The organism is Bacillus sp. FSL K6-1145, assembly GCF_038003425.1.
Classification (GTDB): domain Bacteria; phylum Bacillota; class Bacilli; order Bacillales; family Bacillaceae; genus Bacillus; species Bacillus pumilus.
In genome coordinates this window covers 655,247-671,785 of the sequence record NZ_JBBOPC010000001.1, presented here as the reverse complement: position 1 = coordinate 671,785, position 16,539 = coordinate 655,247, and the positions used below count along the sequence as shown (strand labels likewise).

16 protein-coding genes and 1 pseudogene are annotated in these 16,539 nt (G+C 43.4%); 5 read left to right on the top strand and 12 right to left on the bottom strand.

Annotated features, from left to right (window positions below):
* Window position 1: 1 nt before the first annotated feature.
* On the bottom strand, window positions 2–2,224 hold the full coding sequence (gene pcrA / locus MHH41_RS03325) for a DNA helicase PcrA (protein ID WP_050945726.1): 2,223 nt from the start codon (window positions 2,222–2,224) through the stop codon (window positions 2–4).
* 57 nt (window positions 2,225–2,281) lie between these two features.
* A complete protein-coding gene (locus tag MHH41_RS03320) occupies window positions 2,282–2,974 on the bottom strand; it encodes a heptaprenylglyceryl phosphate synthase (RefSeq protein ID WP_041816135.1) in 693 nt (230 codons plus the stop codon).
* Window positions 2,975–3,246: 272 nt separating this feature from the next.
* Here MHH41_RS03320 and MHH41_RS03315 point away from each other — a divergent pair, with 272 nt between their 5' ends.
* Entirely contained in the window at window positions 3,247–3,660 is a 414-nt protein-coding gene (locus MHH41_RS03315) for a DUF2283 domain-containing protein (RefSeq protein ID WP_335365519.1), read from the top strand.
* On the opposite strand, the gene MHH41_RS03310 is transcribed toward MHH41_RS03315, so the two are convergent.
* On the bottom strand, window positions 3,641–3,871 hold the full coding sequence (locus MHH41_RS03310; protein ID WP_003214314.1) for a hypothetical protein: 231 nt from the start codon (window positions 3,869–3,871) through the stop codon (window positions 3,641–3,643). The two genes, MHH41_RS03315 and MHH41_RS03310, sit on opposite strands and share 20 nt — an antisense overlap.
* 139 nt (window positions 3,872–4,010) lie before the next feature.
* On the opposite strand from MHH41_RS03310, the gene MHH41_RS03305 reads away from it, so the two are divergent.
* Entirely contained in the window at window positions 4,011–5,594 is a 1,584-nt protein-coding gene (locus MHH41_RS03305) for an FMN-binding glutamate synthase family protein (protein ID WP_050945723.1), read from the top strand.
* Between the two features lie 102 nt (window positions 5,595–5,696).
* Window positions 5,697–6,101 (top strand): annotated as a pseudogene (locus tag MHH41_RS03300) (DUF3916 domain-containing protein).
* Between the two features lie 150 nt (window positions 6,102–6,251).
* On the opposite strand, the gene MHH41_RS18770 reads toward MHH41_RS03300, so the two are convergent.
* The 4 genes from MHH41_RS18770 to MHH41_RS03285 all read right to left on the bottom strand — a co-directional run bounded on the left by MHH41_RS18770 (window position 6,252) and on the right by MHH41_RS03285 (window position 9,422).
* Window positions 6,252–6,509 (bottom strand): hypothetical protein, encoded by a 258-nt coding sequence (locus MHH41_RS18770; RefSeq protein WP_445661604.1) that lies wholly within the window; start codon window positions 6,507–6,509, stop codon window positions 6,252–6,254.
* Window positions 6,510–6,722 carry a hypothetical protein gene (locus MHH41_RS18765; RefSeq protein WP_445661603.1) on the bottom strand — a complete coding sequence of 71 codons (213 nt, stop codon included), beginning with the start codon at window positions 6,720–6,722 and terminating at the stop codon, window positions 6,510–6,512. It abuts the gene before it with no gap.
* Window positions 6,723–6,815: 93 nt separating this feature from the next.
* Window positions 6,816–7,130 carry a YerC/YecD family TrpR-related protein gene (locus tag MHH41_RS03290; RefSeq protein WP_003214053.1) on the bottom strand — a complete coding sequence of 105 codons (315 nt, stop codon included), beginning with the start codon at window positions 7,128–7,130 and terminating at the stop codon, window positions 6,816–6,818.
* A gap of 549 nt (window positions 7,131–7,679) precedes the next feature.
* Complete coding sequence (locus tag MHH41_RS03285; protein ID WP_003214450.1) at window positions 7,680–9,422, bottom strand: adenine deaminase C-terminal domain-containing protein; 1,743 nt, start codon at window positions 9,420–9,422, stop codon at window positions 7,680–7,682.
* A gap of 124 nt (window positions 9,423–9,546) precedes the next feature.
* On the opposite strand from MHH41_RS03285, the gene MHH41_RS03280 reads away from it, so the two are divergent.
* On the top strand, window positions 9,547–9,768 hold the full coding sequence (locus MHH41_RS03280; RefSeq protein ID WP_034320223.1) for a YgaP family membrane protein: 222 nt from the start codon (window positions 9,547–9,549) through the stop codon (window positions 9,766–9,768).
* Window positions 9,769–9,800: 32 nt separating this feature from the next.
* On the opposite strand, the gene MHH41_RS03275 is transcribed toward MHH41_RS03280, so the two are convergent.
* The 4 genes from MHH41_RS03275 to MHH41_RS03260 are packed head-to-tail and all read right to left on the bottom strand — an operon-like array spanning window position 9,801 to window position 13,785.
* Window positions 9,801–11,066 (bottom strand): peptidase, encoded by a 1,266-nt coding sequence (locus tag MHH41_RS03275; RefSeq protein ID WP_113386802.1) that lies wholly within the window; start codon window positions 11,064–11,066, stop codon window positions 9,801–9,803.
* Window positions 11,067–11,080: 14 nt separating this feature from the next.
* Window positions 11,081–11,746 carry a 3-oxoacid CoA-transferase subunit B gene (locus MHH41_RS03270; RefSeq protein WP_050945720.1) on the bottom strand — a complete coding sequence of 222 codons (666 nt, stop codon included), beginning with the start codon at window positions 11,744–11,746 and terminating at the stop codon, window positions 11,081–11,083.
* On the bottom strand, window positions 11,722–12,408 hold the full coding sequence (locus MHH41_RS03265) for a CoA transferase subunit A (RefSeq protein WP_282060752.1): 687 nt from the start codon (window positions 12,406–12,408) through the stop codon (window positions 11,722–11,724). The genes MHH41_RS03270 and MHH41_RS03265 overlap by 25 nt, the downstream gene beginning before the upstream one ends.
* 12 nt (window positions 12,409–12,420) lie before the next feature.
* Window positions 12,421–13,785, bottom strand: coding sequence for an aspartate aminotransferase family protein (locus MHH41_RS03260; protein ID WP_310427722.1), 1,365 nt, complete (start codon window positions 13,783–13,785; stop codon window positions 12,421–12,423).
* 190 nt (window positions 13,786–13,975) lie between these two features.
* Here MHH41_RS03260 and MHH41_RS03255 point away from each other — a divergent pair, with 190 nt between their 5' ends.
* Window positions 13,976–15,634 carry a PucR family transcriptional regulator gene (locus MHH41_RS03255; protein ID WP_137055442.1) on the top strand — a complete coding sequence of 553 codons (1,659 nt, stop codon included), beginning with the start codon at window positions 13,976–13,978 and terminating at the stop codon, window positions 15,632–15,634.
* On the opposite strand, the gene ablB is transcribed toward MHH41_RS03255, so the two are convergent.
* Window positions 15,629–16,474, bottom strand: a complete 846-nt coding sequence (gene ablB / locus MHH41_RS03250; RefSeq protein ID WP_050945716.1) for a putative beta-lysine N-acetyltransferase — start codon at window positions 16,472–16,474, stop codon at window positions 15,629–15,631. The genes MHH41_RS03255 and ablB overlap by 6 nt on opposite strands.
* Between the last annotated feature and the right edge of the window lie 65 nt (window positions 16,475–16,539).

The following is a 16,539-nucleotide window of genomic DNA, read 5'->3' as shown; positions in this document are numbered from 1 at the left end:
TTTATTGCTTCTCAATTGGCGCAAATGCTGCGAGAAGACGCTTAATGCCTGTAGGGCTTGGGAAAGCAATATCAAGCTCCGTGCTGTCTCCACTGCCTTTTACGCTCACAACTGTTCCAACGCCCCATTTTTTATGAGCCGCTTTATCGCCCACAGCCCAGCCAATACTTCCGCCGCCTGTGTTTTGAATGGTTTGAGTTTGCGGACGTGAGACAGGTCCCCGTCTTTGTGGTCTTTCTCTAGTTTGGCCAAATGGTGTTTTCGTTTCTTTTTTCTCATTTAGGTTGTCCAATAAATCGGCTGGTATTTCTCGAATGAATCTTGATTCAAGGTTCATGTTTGTCCGGCCGAAGAGTGTTCTCATCTTGGCACTTGATAAATAAAGCTCTTCTTCCGCCCGTGTGATGCCTACATAAGCAAGGCGGCGCTCTTCTTCCATCTCTGCATCTTCCATTAATGAGCGGCTGTGCGGGAAGACACCTTCCTCCATGCCCATTAAGAAGACAACCGGGAATTCTAGACCTTTTGCGGCGTGAAGCGTCATTAAAATGACCGCATCTTGATCTTCTTCCTCATTCTCATCCAGCTTATCAATGTCTGCGACAAGAGCGAGATCTGTCAGGAAGGTCACAAGGGACTTGTCTTCATTTTGTTCTTCAAAGTTCTTAGTCACAGAGAGAAACTCATCAATATTTTCTAGACGGCTTTGTGCTTCAATCGTTTTTTCAACCTTTAGTGCTTCACGATAGCCTGTTTTCTCTAAAATTTCTTCTGTTAGTTCTGTGACAGATAAATAATCCTGCATATTTGTCATTTGATCAATGAGCTGTTTGAATTCATCAAGTGCATTGGCTGCCCTTGCACTGAGTCCAATGAAATCTACCTGACCAAGCGCTTCAAACATAGACAGGTCATTCATCTCCGCGTATGCTGCGATTTTATCAACAGATGTCGCACCGATTCCGCGCTTTGGTACGTTCACAATTCGTGCAAAGCTAATGTCGTCATCTGGGTTAGCTACTAGGCGTAAGTACGCCAAAATGTCCTTGATCTCTTTTCTGTCATAGAACTTTGTGCCGCCGACAATGTTGTATTGAATGTTTGACTTCAATAATGTTTCCTCTATGACACGAGACTGGGCATTGGTTCGATAAAGAATCGCAAAATCGGATAATTTACGCTTACCGCTCTGATGAAGCTGATGAATCTTTCCAGCAACAAATTGACCCTCGCCGAACTCATTATCTGCACGGTAATAGGCAATCTTCGCCCCTTCATCATTTTCTGTCCAAAGGTTTTTCGGCTTACGGTTTGAATTGTTTTGAATCACCGTGTTTGCGGCATTCAGTATACGTTTCGTCGATCTGTAATTTTGCTCAAGCAGAATCACTTCACTGGATGGATAGTCTTTTTCAAAGGAGAGAATGTTTGTAATATCCGCTCCGCGCCAGCGGTAGATGGACTGATCCGAGTCACCGACCACACATATATTTTGAAAACGTTGAGCAAGCAGTTTCACAAGCATGTACTGCGCTCTGTTCGTATCCTGATACTCATCGACATGAATGTATTGAAATTTTCGCTGATAGTGTTCTAATACTTCAGGGATGCGCTCAAACAGACGAATCGTCATCATAATAAGATCATCAAAATCGAGTGATTGGTTCTTAAGTAATCGCTTTTGGTAATCTGTGTAGACGTCGCTAACCACTTGATCATAGAAATCACTGGCTGTTTTGGCGTATTCCTCTGCGTCAATGAGTTCATTTTTTGCACTACTGATTGATCCTAAAATGCTGCGAGGATCGAACTTTTTAGGATCGATATTTCGTTCTTTTAAAATGTTTTTAATGACTGAAAGCTGATCAGATGTGTCTAATATAGAGAAGTTGCGATTTACACCAATACGGTCAATATCGCGTCGTAAAATACGCACACACATGCTGTGGAACGTAGAGATCCAAATGTCATCCGCACCAGGTCCTAAAATGGCTTGGACACGCTCACGCATTTCACGTGCTGCTTTATTTGTAAACGTAATCGCTAAAATGTTCCACGGAGCCACATGCTTTTCTGCCATTAAGTAGGCAATTCGGTGTGTGAGCACCCGCGTTTTCCCGCTTCCTGCTCCTGCCATCAAGAGTAGCGGACCGTCTGTTGCTTTGACCGCTTCTTTTTGCGCGTCATTTAGCCCTTCTAATAGATGATTCGATATTTCATTCATTTCATTCACCGCCAATTCGAACTTATGTTCTATTTTAACCCTTTTCGTCTTGTTTGACTATGATGACTTTTTGACTGCGCTCACTGTCTTTAATGCTTCTTTGAAATTGTCATAAATGACGTTTCCTACAACAACCACGTCCGCATGCTGCGCAAAATCTTCCGCCTGCTTTGCGTTTTCAATGCCCCCGCCATAAAAAAGAACCGTATCAGAAAGCACTGCTTTCGTTTCTTTCACAAGTTCTATATCTCCAAGCGTTCCGCTGTATTCTAGATAAAAAATGGGCAGCTTCATTAAATGCTCTGCCACTCTTGCATATGCTCTTACGTCATCGATGTCCAGTGCTGTATTTGCCTCTGTGAGCTTGGCCGCTTTACACTCTTCATTTAAAATAACATAGCCTTCAGGCACGATCTCTTCCATCGACATCAAATCACCGAATTCCTTCATCGCATCCTTGTGAAGCCCAACAATCCAATCAGGATGAGAACTGTTTAAGACAGTCGGGATGAAATACAGATCGAAGCCCGGCACAATCATTTCATGTGTTGAGATTTCGAGTACACATGGCACAAGAAACCGGCGGACCTTTGACATCAATTGAAGCACGTTGTCCTCTGTCACATTATCACTGCCGCCAATCAATATAGCATCCGTACCAGATTCGCAAATTGCCTCTAGCTGTTCATCGGATATTTCTTTATTTGGATCGAGTTTAAAGACATGCTTCCACTCGGTAACATCATACATGAAAAACGTTCCTCCATTCGTTTCATTCCATTTAAATATTATAACAAAATCAGTGACCGCAAAAAATGGGTAACCTCCTTCAGCTAAAAGTTTCATTCTTTTGAAAATGGGGTTCGTGACTTTAGGTTAGAATGCTGAAACCATCTAGGAGCTAAGAGGGATGATCTTTGACCGTTCACTGATAGAAGAGCTTTGTATCACCACATGTTATTATACAATAAAGGGACATTTTACTATTGATCAAAAAACCATACATAAAGCAGGTGACCCACATGAAAAGAACCATCACATATGATCAAACGATCGACATCGGATACATCTATCTCCTGCCTGTGGGAATCGGGACAATCAAAGAAACCATTGAATTAAATGTGAATGAATGTATGAACGCAGATATCGACAAAGAGGGACGAGTAGCTGGTCTGGAGTTATTTGCAGAAGAAGCCGAAGTTTTGAAGCATGCACCCGTGTATGAGGACGAGCTTTCTTTACGTTTTACAGATCAGGACGTTCTCTCAACCTATCATTTATCAGGCATTGAATTTCATTTCTCGACGCCTGATCACAAAGGGCTAATCGGTTTTACGATTGTCGATCCTCATCGATATAACGTCAAAAGAAAGACAAGAAAAAACCGTTTTGAATGGTCAAAACGGTTTTTCCAAGCTATTGTCTCACTTCATTGAAATAATGGACGGATGTCATGGCCCCTTCATCGACCATCTTGTTGTCTTGAATATCTAATGGATCAGGATGTCCAGCTTTTTCAGGAATCTTTTCATCTGAGCGGAACATGCTTGCCCATTTTTTGAGATGCTGTTTATTTTTCACTGCTAATAACACAGCACCACCAACCCCTAATCCTGCAAGTACATACGCATTCGGACGCTTATTCATGTAAGTTCCCTCCCCTTATGATCTTATTTGTAAGTTACCCCGGCTTTTCATTTCTAAACGTCACAATATGTTGAAGTGGTTTCTCTTTCAATGAAAAGTGGAATAACAACAACAATGATAGAGAAAAGAGGGGATCTTCGTGACAACAACTTTCATTGTCATTGTTGGCGCACTATTAGTGATTTGTTTCATCATACCAATCATTTTATTCATCTGGATTTGGATGAGAGATGAAAAACAGGAAGAGCATTCTGTCCTGCGAAATTATCCGGTCATTGGAAAGCTGCGGTTTATTTTCGAAAAAATAGGACCTGAGCTTCGCCAATATCTGTTTCTGAATGATCGCGAGGAGCTTCCTTTCTCAAGAAGAGAATACGAGCAAGCTGTCATGTCTGGGAAGTACAAAAGCCGGACGATGGGCTTTGGATCAAAACGTGATTTTGACAAGCCTGGTTACTACATTCGCAATGTTCTATTTCCAAAGCAGCGAGATGAGTTACGCATCGATCAATCTGAAAAAATCCAAACAAAAGTGTATCAGATTGATCAAGACAATTTACTACGAAGAAGTGAACATACCAAAGAGGTCGAAGCAAAACCTTACTATCTCCATCAAGACGATGTACAAGTGATTGGCGAGCACACATGTCAAAAGCCATTCCGTGTAAAAGGCCTGATTGGACAGTCTGCCATGAGCTACGGATCTTTAGGCGACAGGGCCATTACAGCACTATCCTCGGGATTAAAAATGGCTGGCGGTACGTGGATGAACACAGGTGAAGGCGGGCTTTCTCCCTATCACCTCAAAGGCGGAGCCGATATCATATGCCAGATTGGGCCCGGTCTATTTGGCGTGAGAACAGAAGATGGCGCTTTTTCCTTTGAAGAATTTAAGAAAAAAAGCGAGCATGAGGAAGTCAAAGCCTTTGAGCTGAAGCTGGCTCAAGGAGCAAAAACACGCGGAGGTCATATTGACGGCGAAAAGGTCACCGAAGAAATTGCGAACATCCGTAAATTGCCGCCCCATCAATCCATTGACAGCCCAAACCGATTTGAGATGTTCCACTCCATTCCGGATATGTTTGATTTCATTGAACAGCTGCGAAGTATAGGCGGAAAACCTGTCGGCATCAAGCTTGTGGTCGGACATAAAGAAAACATTGAAGAGCTTGCAACGTACATGAAAAAAAGCGGAAAGCACCCTGATTTCATTACAGTGGATGGCGGAGAAGGCGGCACTGGCGCATCTTTTCATGAATTGGCAGATTCCGCAGGGCTGCCGATTTTCACGGCACTCCCAATGGTTCATCAAATATTGAAGGAATACGGTGTCAGAGATCAGGTCAAACTCTTTGCTTCTGGCAAACTTCTCTCACCAGATAAAATTGCAATTGCCCTTTCCATGGGTGCTGACTTTGTCAATATCGCACGGGGACTCATGTTTTCAGTCGGATGCATTCGCGCCCAAGTGTGCCACACGAATAAATGCCCAGTCGGGGTCGCCACAACTGATCCAAAACTGCAAAAGGGTTTATCAATTGAAGAAAAGAAATACCGAGTCTGCAATTATATCCTTTCTCTAAGAGAAGGCTTGTTTAACTTATCCGCAGCCGCTGGTATTGAATCTCCCATTCATTTTAATGAGAAACATATTGTCTATAGACAAGAAAATGGTCAGACAAGTGAAGTGCCTATTTTTACAGGGACACAGCCATCCGTCTAGTTTGAGAAAGGTGCGTTTTTGCACCTTTTTTTCAATTGACATTTTGGCTCAATCGCGTATAAAGAACTTAGGGCAAATGACCAGGAAGTGGAGAGATGGAGGATGCGTGAGAAAAAGGTTCGCGGGATGAAACGGAAGACGAATGAGATGGTTACAAGAATTGAGGAAAGTACACGAGAGTTCCCGGCAGATATTGAACAAGGGTATTGGCATCTTCCTCTACCAGTTGCTTATGATTTTATTTGTACAAACAAAACACCTCAAAAAATCAAGCGATTGTCCATCCAGACACTGATAAATAGAGCTGAACATCTCATTGATTTGAAGCCAATTGATGGAGAAGTATATCGTGTCGTGGTTGCAGTAGATGCCACTGAATGATGGGGTTCACAAATCATTGTGTTTAAAGGAGATTCCTATTTTAAAGACTTTTTCAATAGACATGATGATGATCAGAGTTGGCTGCCTCTTTCCGAAGCGAGAAACATTCAAAGGGAATGGCAGTAACACAAATTTAAAAATAACCGTTGTCCTTTTCGGCAATAGTCAATTTTTTGTATCTGTACTCATGTATCTCAAAATAAAAAAGAGTAGCCGCAGCCACTCTTAATTTTACTTATTCAACAATCGCGGCCTATTCTGGGAGAGACTTTCATGTTAACCTGCCATTTCTTGCGAGAACCTAAGTAAATATCCATCAGGATCTTGAACAAGAAATTCCTTTTGTATAAACGTAGTATCATTACTTTTATATTTGCTAACAGTTGGCTCTCTGAATAGTGGAATGTTTTGCTTTCTTAAACGGTCAATGACAGGCTGTACGTCTTTAATGTCTATTTGAAAATTGATTCCCCGTCCAAATGGGTGTTTTAACTCCCCAGTGTCCCAATGGCCATTGATTTCTTCTAACATCATTTATGTTTCCTCTTCCAACGAAACAAATATAAATTTATCGTCTTCACGCTCATATTCCAATTTAAAACCAAGCAATTCTATATAGAACCATTTAGACTTTTCGATATCTGTTACAGATAACTCTGGAATCAAAGCATTGAATCTCATTTTTTCTTCTCCACAACCTTCTGATAAAGTTATTCGGTTAAATGACACGTTTGTTGCTTCTTTCAAGCCAGTCCTTGCTTGTCTTTTCAGCGCTCTTCATAAAAAAACTGTAAACAACACCATTCTTGTTGAAAAGGATTGTTTACAGTGAAAGCTGCTTTATTTTGTTTCGTCATTTGCCTGCTGTTCTGCTACGCGGTCAAGTGCCATTGTATAGGCATCATTTCCGTAGTTCAAGCAGCGTTTGACACGTGAGATGGTTGCAGTGCTCGCACCTGTTTCCGTCTCAATTTTATGATACGTGTTCCCCTCGCGAAGCATACGTGCTACTTCAAGACGCTGTGATAAAGATTGGATTTCATTGATGGTACACAAATCATCAAAGAATCGATAGCATTCTTCCAGGTCTTTAAGGGATAAGATGGAGTTGAATAACTGATCTAAGCTTTTGCCCCTTAATTTATCAATTTGCATCTTTATACATCTTCTCCTTTACTATTGGCACCGCTTCGCACGACATTCTGCGGAGAAAGCGGTATCTTTCCTGACTATTTTTTTTCAACCTCAGCAATGAGCTTTGAACGAATCATGACAGGTTTGGTTATACGCTGGAAATGCCGTCAGTTCTTTCGTAAGCCGAAGCTTCTTTATCGTATACAAAATCGACAAGTTCTGTCATTTTCCTTGTTCGACAATCTGACAAACTTGTTTGCTTCCGATATCAAGAACACTTCTGCTTGATTAGGTCTGCCCTAAAAATACAGGTTGTGCGGAAAGCTCGGCGAGACCACAAACATGCGCCCCGCCTCGCTCAATTATTCAAAATATGTTGGTCGGTCAGCGTAACCGACAGATTCATTTTTCAATCAGGCCATTTCACTCGTCATGTCAAAGCCCTCTGCTTCAACAACTCCACATAAGTATTTTCACTTACATGGCAGTGAAGAGATCCATTGCTCACGTCTGCCCTATAACAGTTGTCAGAAATGTGGCAAAGATGATACAGCTCCACTCTGTTATATTTTAACGCATTATAGACGGAAAGAGTACAGTTTTTTTCATGACATCAAATATTCCTCTTGGTGTCACTCGAATATACGGCAAATGGGTACTTTGGAAAAAGACAAGTGTATCAATTGGGCAATCAAATGGATAGCCTCGCTCAATGAGCAACTCACGCAAGGTTTGTATTTGCTGAAGAACTGTCTCAAACGGTTCAGCAGAGGCACAGCCTGATAATTGCAGCGGGATTTCGTGTAAAATTTTCCCGTTCTCTGTGAGGACGATTCCCCCGCCGATTTCTTTCATTCGCTTATGTGCCAGCATCATATCTTCTTTATTTTTCCCGATCACTAAAATGTCACCCGTGAGCGAAAATGAGCTGACAAAACCTTGCACTTTGTTTGCAAAGCCTTTAAGCATCGTATTCACACGCCACTCGCCTTTTCGGTCAATCAGGCTAAAGAAACTTTGATCATGATCACATGACAGCTGGTTCACAGAGTTATCAATCTCCACTGTATAAGGCTCCATGATGACAGCATTTCTCATTTTGACACCTAGCGGCATGGAAAATTGCAAATCACTCGTCGTCAGATCATAGCCTAAATCTAATGGAACAAGCCCTCCATTTTCCCATTTAGTTTCTTGAAATTGATGCTGGTTCTCTCCATCTAATTTGAGGATAACCCCTTTAGATATCACCGTTTCCGGATTTGGATTCATTGGATCATCTAACACATTCAATGAAGCCAGACGTCCTGGACCGACAACACCTAATAGGTCATCAATTTGATAGTATTTCGCAATGTTAAAGGTCGCCATATTGTATGCATCGATGATAGGCACGCCTTCTTCAAGGGCAATTGAAATCAAACGATTAATCATACCCTCCTCATAAAAATGAGGCGCTGCTCCATCTGTTGTATAGAAGAAGTGATCATAGTGTCTAAAATCACGCTCGTGCAGCTCTCTTAAAATGTTCACTAAATCTGGGCGGATGGAAGAATGACGAAGTGAGACATGGTAGCCAAGGGACAAGCGTTTGAGCACATCGTCTGCATTCATCGCTTCATGATCGCTGTCCGCGCCAAACAGCTTCATTTTTGTTAGCGTTTTCTCAGAAGCTCCGGGGAAATGCCCTTCAATTCGTTTCCGCTGCTTCTTCGTTTCTTGCATGCAATATAAAATGAGATCATCACCGTCCATCAATCTTGGCCAGCTTGTTAATTCGCCGCCTTGAAGGACATCAGGATGATCAATCCATTCCTTCCGGTAGTTGATAGGAAGCATCTCATCTTCATATCTGACTTCAGTTTGAAGATCATATCTAGACCACCAGAAATACTGAAATGGCTGCTGTTTTAATTCACACAGAGTGGAAAGCGCTTTCTTTTCATTGCTCTGCAAAAGAAGAAATAAGTTATCACTGACCATCGTTGTTGTGCCAAATTGAGACACATATTCTGCAAGTGATTGGGGATTATAAATATGGAACGGGTGCGCGTGAGGCTCTATATACCCAGGCACAATGTATTTCCCTTCACAATCAATCACACGTTTAGCTGATTTATTTTGAGGAAGCTCTGCTCCGACATAAACAATTCGATCATCATGTATCCAAATATTTGCCTTCACCCATTGTTTTAAAAACGGGTTTAGCACGAGTCCATTCGTTAAAAGGAGTGTTGGAACTATTTTTGAGTCGACTACATCGATTTGTGTGCGGATGTCATTGTTTCTCCAATTAAAAGTACGTTCGGACATTCACATACTCTCCTTCATTTGTATTAGCCCTATCGTAACATAACGAACCACGTTACGCATTAATGAAACGTTACAATTTCTTGAAATCACACTTAAAATATTTAAAAAAGGAGATTTACCTTCAATGAAACCTAATCTCGGCTTAATGGAAGCGCTCATTCGAATTGCCTGTGGAATGACAATATGTACTGTAGCTGGTTCTTTATATGCTAGAAAACCATGGAGTAAAATGCTTCTTTTCAGCATCATGTTCGGCGGAATGAAACTGGCATCTGGCATTCTTCGTTTTTGTCCAGTGACGTATATGTGTGAGCAGCAAGACACACATAAAGAGAAGGCTGAGTGAGACAGCCTTCTTTTTTTGTGATCGTTTTCATATCACTCCGCTGCTTCACACCATTCCACCATCGTACCTGCGATAATTTCCGCTGCTTCAATCACATGCTCAATGTCGATGGATTCATTCGGGAAATGGGCAAGCTCCGTTGTTCCAGGTCCGAAGACGATGATCGGGATACCTGCCGCCTGTGACAGTAATCCGCCGTCTGTTCCCCAAGGAGCGGCTTCGATCTTTGGCGGCTCCTTCTTGACCGCTTCATATTGTTCCTTCAATAGACCTAAAAGTAGATGATCCGTATCAATTGAGCCTGGAAGCCATCTTGCCCCAAACCATTCGACCTCAACAGGATGCTCTTTGAACCATTCATCCTTTTCCCCAAGTCCCATCATCCAATTTTCTAGTTCCTTCTCTGCCTGCTCAACCGTCTCACCTGGCATCACACCAAGTCTTCCCTCCATTGTGACCAGATCAGCTACAGAGGACGGCCAATCACCGCCTTGAATTTTCCCTATGTTGATGGGGATTGGAATCGGGATATGCTGAAATAACGGCTCGGTGATGCGCTGATTTCGTTCTTCTTCAAGTGCTGCTATATGTGAAAGAACGATCATACTTTTTTCAATAGCGGAAACGCCGTGATATCTTGTTCCGCCATGAGCTGCCCTTCCTTTAATATGCAGTCTGAACCACTTAGATCCCTGCTGAATCGGAAAGATTTTCATATGACTTGGTTCTGGAATGATGGCCGCATCTGCTGTATACCCTCTCAGTATGGCTGCAAGGGTGCCTGCACCGCCGCTCTCTTCTTCGACGACACTATGAAACACGACATCTCCTTTCAGCGGAATCTGTAGTGCATGCAGTGCCTCTAGTGCAAAGAGTAAAGAAACGTTTCCGCCTTTCATATCTGTTGCCCCGCGTCCATAAAGTCTCCCGTTTATGATATGCCCGCTGTAGGGCGGATATGTCCATTGTTTCGTATCTCCTGCTGGCACAACATCGACGTGCCCATTTAATAAAATGGATTTGCCGCCCCCTTTTCCCTTCAATCGTCCGGCGACATTGGGACTTCCTTTAAAGGAACGTCTCGGGGAATAGAAATACGGGTGTTCTAGCAAGTCTTCTCCGCCAATGTCCCATACATCTACATCAAAACCAATGGCAGACAGCTTATTTGCTACGATTTGCTGCACACCTTGTTCATTCCCTTGGGTGCTCTCACATTGCACCATTTGCTGAAGAAGCGCAATCGCTTCATCTTGGTGCTCTCTCATCCAGCTTCTGATACGTGTGATTGGCTGCAAGTCATTCATCCTTTCTACACAACAGATTTGACATCAGGCGCTAAAATTAAAGGTGCCTCTGTCGCCCTTATGACATCTTCCGGCTGATACGGCGGCATGACTTCACGTAAAATGAGCAGCTGCGATTTGACCTCAATGACTGCCATATCCGTTATAATCAGATCCACACAAGACTTAGCAGTTAAGGGCAGTGTGCAGGCAGATTTCACCTTTGATTCACCGTGTTTATCGAGGTGACTCATCACCACCACAACCTTTTTCGCCTTTTGCGCAAGCTCAATCGCTCCGCCCATCCCGGGTACTCGTTTGCCTGGCACAATCCAATTCGCAAGATCACCCTGACTGCTTACTTCAAGTGCACCTAAAATGGTCATATCCAGCATGCCTTTTCGAATGATGCCAAAAGCAGTCGTGCTGTCCATGTATGAGCCGCCTTTTGTTAACGTAATAGGAAAACCACCGGCATTGCACAAGTTCGAATCTTCTTCTCCTTGTGCTGGTGAGGCGCCTGCCCCCATAATGCCGTTTTCTGCATGAAGCCATACGTTGTAATGCGCTGGAATGTAATCAGCCGCAAGGGTTGGGATGCCGATCCCAAGATTGACGATCATGCCATCTTCAATTTCCTGCGCCGCCCGTTTGGCTATGCGGTGTCTTATATCGTTGTCTCCCATGCCCATGTCCAGTTCACTCCTTTTGATTGCACGATCTGGTTCACAAATACGCCTGGTGTCACGATTTCCTCTGGATGAAGACTACCTACAGGCACAATCTCTTCCACTTCCGCAATGGTCCAGTCTCCTGCCATCGCCACAATCGGGTTTGTATTCCGTGCACTTTTATCAAATATCAGATTTCCTGCTTCATCTGCTTTGAAGGCATTCACAATGGCAATATCCGCTGTCAGCGCAGGCTCAAGGATATATGTCTTTCCGTTTAGTGGCACGAGCTGCTTCTCATCAAGATTGAGGCTATCCATGCCGACATCTGTTACAATGCCTGCCAAACCCATCCCGCCTGCTCGTATTTTTTCTGCTAGAATGCCCTGCGGGTAAAAATGAACATCTAGTGTACCTGATTGCATTTTCTGTCCGGCTATTGGATTTGAGCCAATATGAGAAGCAATGATCTTCTTGACTCTTCCTTCTGTGATCAGCCGGCCAACACCTATTTGCGGGAAGCCTGCATCGTTTCCGATCAATGTCAGATCTTTGATATTCGCTTCTAGGATGGCGTCGATCAATGATGGCGGCGACCCTACGCCGCCAAACCCGCCAAACATGATGGTCATGCCGTTCCTAAAATGCGTGATCACTTCATCTACATTCACTGTTTTGTTCATCATCTTTCCTCCCTACATCGCAGATGGGAAAAACCCTCGGTTGATGACTTCTTGTTCGACCTGCGTGATTGTCTGCTCAAATAATTGAATGAGTTCATCCATCTCCTGCTGCGTGATAGAAAGCGGCGGAGCGATCATGACCGCTGCACCTCCCACTCCATCCTCTCCAGCGCTTGCTGGGTAAACGAGCAAGCCATTTTGCTTCGCTGTCTCAACGACTAAATGCGTCATTTGAGCATGGGCAGGAAATGGTGTTTTCGATAAACGGTCTGCGACAAACTCAATGCCGATGAGCAGTCCCTTTCCTCTCACATCTCCTATGATGAAATGGTTTGTTTGCACATCCTTTAAAGCATTCATTAAATAGCGGCCAGACAGATCCGCTCGGTCAGGAAGCTGATGTTTTTTCATATATCGAATGACAGCCAGTGAGACGGCTGCTGAAAGCGGGTTGCCGCTATAGGTGTGACCTGCCATCACAGAGCCGGAACCGCTCAGAATTGGTGCGATGACATGATCCGCTGAGACGGCTGCCGCAATCGGTGAATAGCCAGCACTCATCCCTTTGCCGAGAACCATAATATCTGGTACGACGCCCCAATGCTCCATCGCAAACATTTTCCCAGTTCGTCCAAAGCCTGTCATGACTTCGTCTGCAATCATTAAAATATCGTTTTCCTCACAGACACGCTTCATTGCTTCAAAATATCCGTCTGGCGGTACAAGCGCCGCTCCCGATGCTCCGACAATCGGCTCTGCAATAAAAGCGGCAATCCTCTCTTTTCCTATACGCTGAATGACGGTTTTAAATTCCTGAACATACCATTCAACCTGCTTGCCCTCTTCCTTCGGCAGCCATGAACGATAGCTATATGGCGGAGACAGCACTGGGTTCTTTTCGAGCAATGGTTCAAAGCGCTCTCTCCTTGCAATATGTCCGGACATCGACAGTGCACCGAGGGTGATGCCGTGATAACTCATCCATCGTGAGATAATGTGATTCTTCTCAGCCTTTCCTTGCTCCTGCCAATGCTGAATTGCAATTTTCATAGCCGTTTCCGTTGCCTCTGATCCGCTTCCGACAAAAAAAGACCAGTTCAGGTTACCTGGACAAAGCGTACTCAATTCATAGGCAAGTTCTTCTGCTGGTTCATTTGTGAATTGTGATCTGTACGTAAAGCTCACTTTTTCCGCTTGCTCGGTCATGGCATCAACGATTTCACGTATGCCATGTCCAATACTTGCCGTGACAGCCCCCGATGAGCCGTCTATATATTTTTTTCCGTCCCGATCATATAAATAAATTCCCTCTCCTTTCACAGCCACAGGATAATGCTGATTCAACATCGGTTTGATTAAGTAATCCCGGGTCTCCACTTTGCCATTCCTCCCTCTCTCGTCAGCAGCTGCCTCTTTCTTTTTCATGAATCGCAAGAAAATTTTGTATACTTGTTATAAGATTAGCTTAATCAAGAGGGCAGTCATCCTCCATTCGCCACATGCCCGAATTTCAGACGCATTTTTTATACATCGTGTATAAGAGTGTTCAAAAGGAGGTCATGAGTCTATGGCGATTCTCGTCAAAGATGCACTTTCGCTCGATATCATGAAGGGAACAAAGCTGCTCGCTGGAGAAAATGGACTGGACCGACTCATTCAATGGGTGACCATCGTGGAAATCATCGAAGACACGTCGAGGCTTTCCGAAGGAGAATTGCTCGTCACAACCGGATTTGGACTCGCAGACAATCAAGAAAGACGCAACCGGCTTGAAGAATTGATTCAATCTAAAAGGCTATCAGCCATCGCTATTTATAAAGGTGTATACTTAAGCGACATTCCAGCATCACTCATTCAAGCGGCGAAAAATAGCGGCATTCCGCTCATCGAGATTCCCCCGCACATCAATTTCTCGGACATTACAAAAGCCGTGTTAGAACAAATCGTGAGCAGTCAGCTTCATCAGCTTAAATATTCATCCGCGATTCATCAAAGACTGACCCAATTAAATGTAAGGAATAAAAATGTGACGCAAATTACAGAGGAACTGGCACATCTCACTGCAGCGAACATTGTCGTTCTTGATGTCTTTTTACATCAAACAGCGGCTCATCTCATAAAAGATGAAGTGACGTACTCTCCTGCTTTTGGCTTTCTGACAGATCATGAACCAATTGAAACCATGCCCCTTCTCAAGCAGGCAGAGGAGAAAGGGCGGCTCGTCTATGACACGTGCGGAGCGTTCGTCCTCGCCGCATGTCCAGTGATTGCGATGGGTGATATTTTTGGGTTTATTGTGTCTTTAAAGAAAAAGGATACGTGGCATCATCTCGACGCGATTGCCATCGAGCATGCTGGGGCAGTGTATGCGATTGAATGGTTGAAGCAAAAAGCCATTCAAGATACAGAAAACCAAATGCAAGGACATTTGTTAGATGATATTTTGCAGCAGCAATATACAGAAGAAAGCTACGTGGTCGAACAAGCAACAAAGCTGCAATATGACATGAGTGATGAGCAGGTGGTGATCTATTTTCAATTCCAGCATCAGCACACACAGCTCGATCACCAAATGATGCAGCGTCTATCACAATTACTCACGTCGATCTTTGAACGCAGACATATTCCTTTTTTACTAAAGACAAGGCTCGATTCCATTTTTGTCCTAACACCAGCAGGAAAAAAAGCGTTTCAAGAAGCGGAGTGGTATCGCGCAGCAGAGGAGTGCCGGAGCACTTGGTCGTATTTTTTCCCCGTCCATCCGATTGTCATTGGCATTGGGAGAGCCTATGACCAGATCAGTCTCTTTGCAAAAAGCGCAAAGGAAGCGCAGTATGCAGCAAGGCTTCTTCCGCTTTTAAAAACAGACGAAAGCATCATTCATTATCAAAAGCTCGGCTTATATGGGATGCTTCTTGAAATGAATGAAGCCGGTATGAATTTGCATGATTTTTACGTGGAGCTGTTAAGTCCTTTGCTTTATACGAAAAAACAAGGGGCTGACCTGATCCATACACTCGAAGTGTATTTGGCGCACAATGAAAATATTCAAAAATCTGCGGGAGAATTATTTATTCACAGACATACGTTAAGCTACCGGCTGAAACAAATTGAAACGAGAACAGGCTGCAGCCTCAAATCCACTGATGATCGGATGAAGCTGCAGCTCAGTATCATGGCATACCGCCTATCTGGTCTGCTTGATCAGATGAGAACCATTTCATGATTCATTTGGTGTTTTGACCCATAGATTCATATCTTCAATTTTGTCAAAAATATAGCAGTTGTTTTGAAAGCGCCCGGTATATGTATAACCAAGCTGATAAAACACTTGATTCATTCCATAGGACAGTGCACGGGCAAGAGAATAAAAGACATAGATATGCATCGACTGGAGTTCCTTTTCAAGGGCTAGAATTAAATGATGCATGAATCCTAGTTTTCTATAGGAAGGAAGGGTCGCACAATCTGTTAATTCTGCATGACCATACGGCGCATTGATTTCAGCGGATGCTGCACTCACAATGTGTCCGTCATGTTCAACAACATAAAAAATGGTCCCTTCCTCCATTACCTTTTGAATATAATCTGACTCGTTCATTGGCGTAGGGTACGTTTCAAAGACGGTATCATAGAGCTTTGCCAGCTTGTGAATATCCTTTGGATCGGCTTTTCTCATCACATACTCATCCTGCCATGTGCCTTGGTCTTTTTTGATTACTTTTGCTTGAATGGATGCGACGATCTCATCCTCCTCCAGCCAATACGAACTGTTCATTCGATCCTCAGTGAGAAAAAGCGACATACCGTAAGCGTCACTTCCAAGGAAATAATGAGAAAACACCCCTTCAAGCCGAAAGCCTTTTTCTAAAAAAAGCGGCACATGCTCACGTCTTACTTTCACAATGACCTTAGAAGCCTTACAGTCCGCCGCTTCCTTTAGAACCGACTGAATCACATCCCGCACCCTGCCGCTATAATCATCTAAACGGATTCGCTCATTAAATGAATCAATACAGATCGAGGCAGAAAAACGCTCATTCGCAAGTTCCTTCAATTGCACCATACACTCATTCCTCTCTAATGAATTATTTAATAAAGAATGTCCAAATTAGAAATGACGAAATAGCG

Bases quoted from the DNA above. Each gene is read 5' to 3' on its own strand.
- pcrA (WP_050945726.1), bottom strand. From the start codon at position 2,224: ATGAATGAAATATCGAATCATCTATTAGAAGGGCTAAATGACGCGCAA.
- MHH41_RS03320 (WP_041816135.1), bottom strand. From the start codon at position 2,974: ATGTATGATGTTACCGAGTGGAAGCATGTCTTTAAACTCGATCCAAAT.
- MHH41_RS03315 (WP_335365519.1), top strand. From the start codon at position 3,247: ATGAAAAGAACCATCACATATGATCAAACGATCGACATCGGATACATC.
- MHH41_RS03310 (WP_003214314.1), bottom strand. From the start codon at position 3,871: ATGAATAAGCGTCCGAATGCGTATGTACTTGCAGGATTAGGGGTTGGT.
- MHH41_RS18770 (WP_445661604.1), bottom strand. From the start codon at position 6,509: ATGATGTTAGAAGAAATCAATGGCCATTGGGACACTGGGGAGTTAAAA.
- MHH41_RS03290 (WP_003214053.1), bottom strand. From the start codon at position 7,130: ATGCAAATTGATAAATTAAGGGGCAAAAGCTTAGATCAGTTATTCAAC.
- MHH41_RS03285 (WP_003214450.1), bottom strand. From the start codon at position 9,422: ATGTCCGAACGTACTTTTAATTGGAGAAACAATGACATCCGCACACAA.
- MHH41_RS03280 (WP_034320223.1), top strand. From the start codon at position 9,547: ATGAAACCTAATCTCGGCTTAATGGAAGCGCTCATTCGAATTGCCTGT.
- MHH41_RS03270 (WP_050945720.1), bottom strand. From the start codon at position 11,746: ATGGGCATGGGAGACAACGATATAAGACACCGCATAGCCAAACGGGCG.
- MHH41_RS03265 (WP_282060752.1), bottom strand. From the start codon at position 12,408: ATGAACAAAACAGTGAATGTAGATGAAGTGATCACGCATTTTAGGAAC.
- MHH41_RS03255 (WP_137055442.1), top strand. From the start codon at position 13,976: ATGGCGATTCTCGTCAAAGATGCACTTTCGCTCGATATCATGAAGGGA.
- ablB (WP_050945716.1), bottom strand. From the start codon at position 16,474: ATGGTGCAATTGAAGGAACTTGCGAATGAGCGTTTTTCTGCCTCGATC.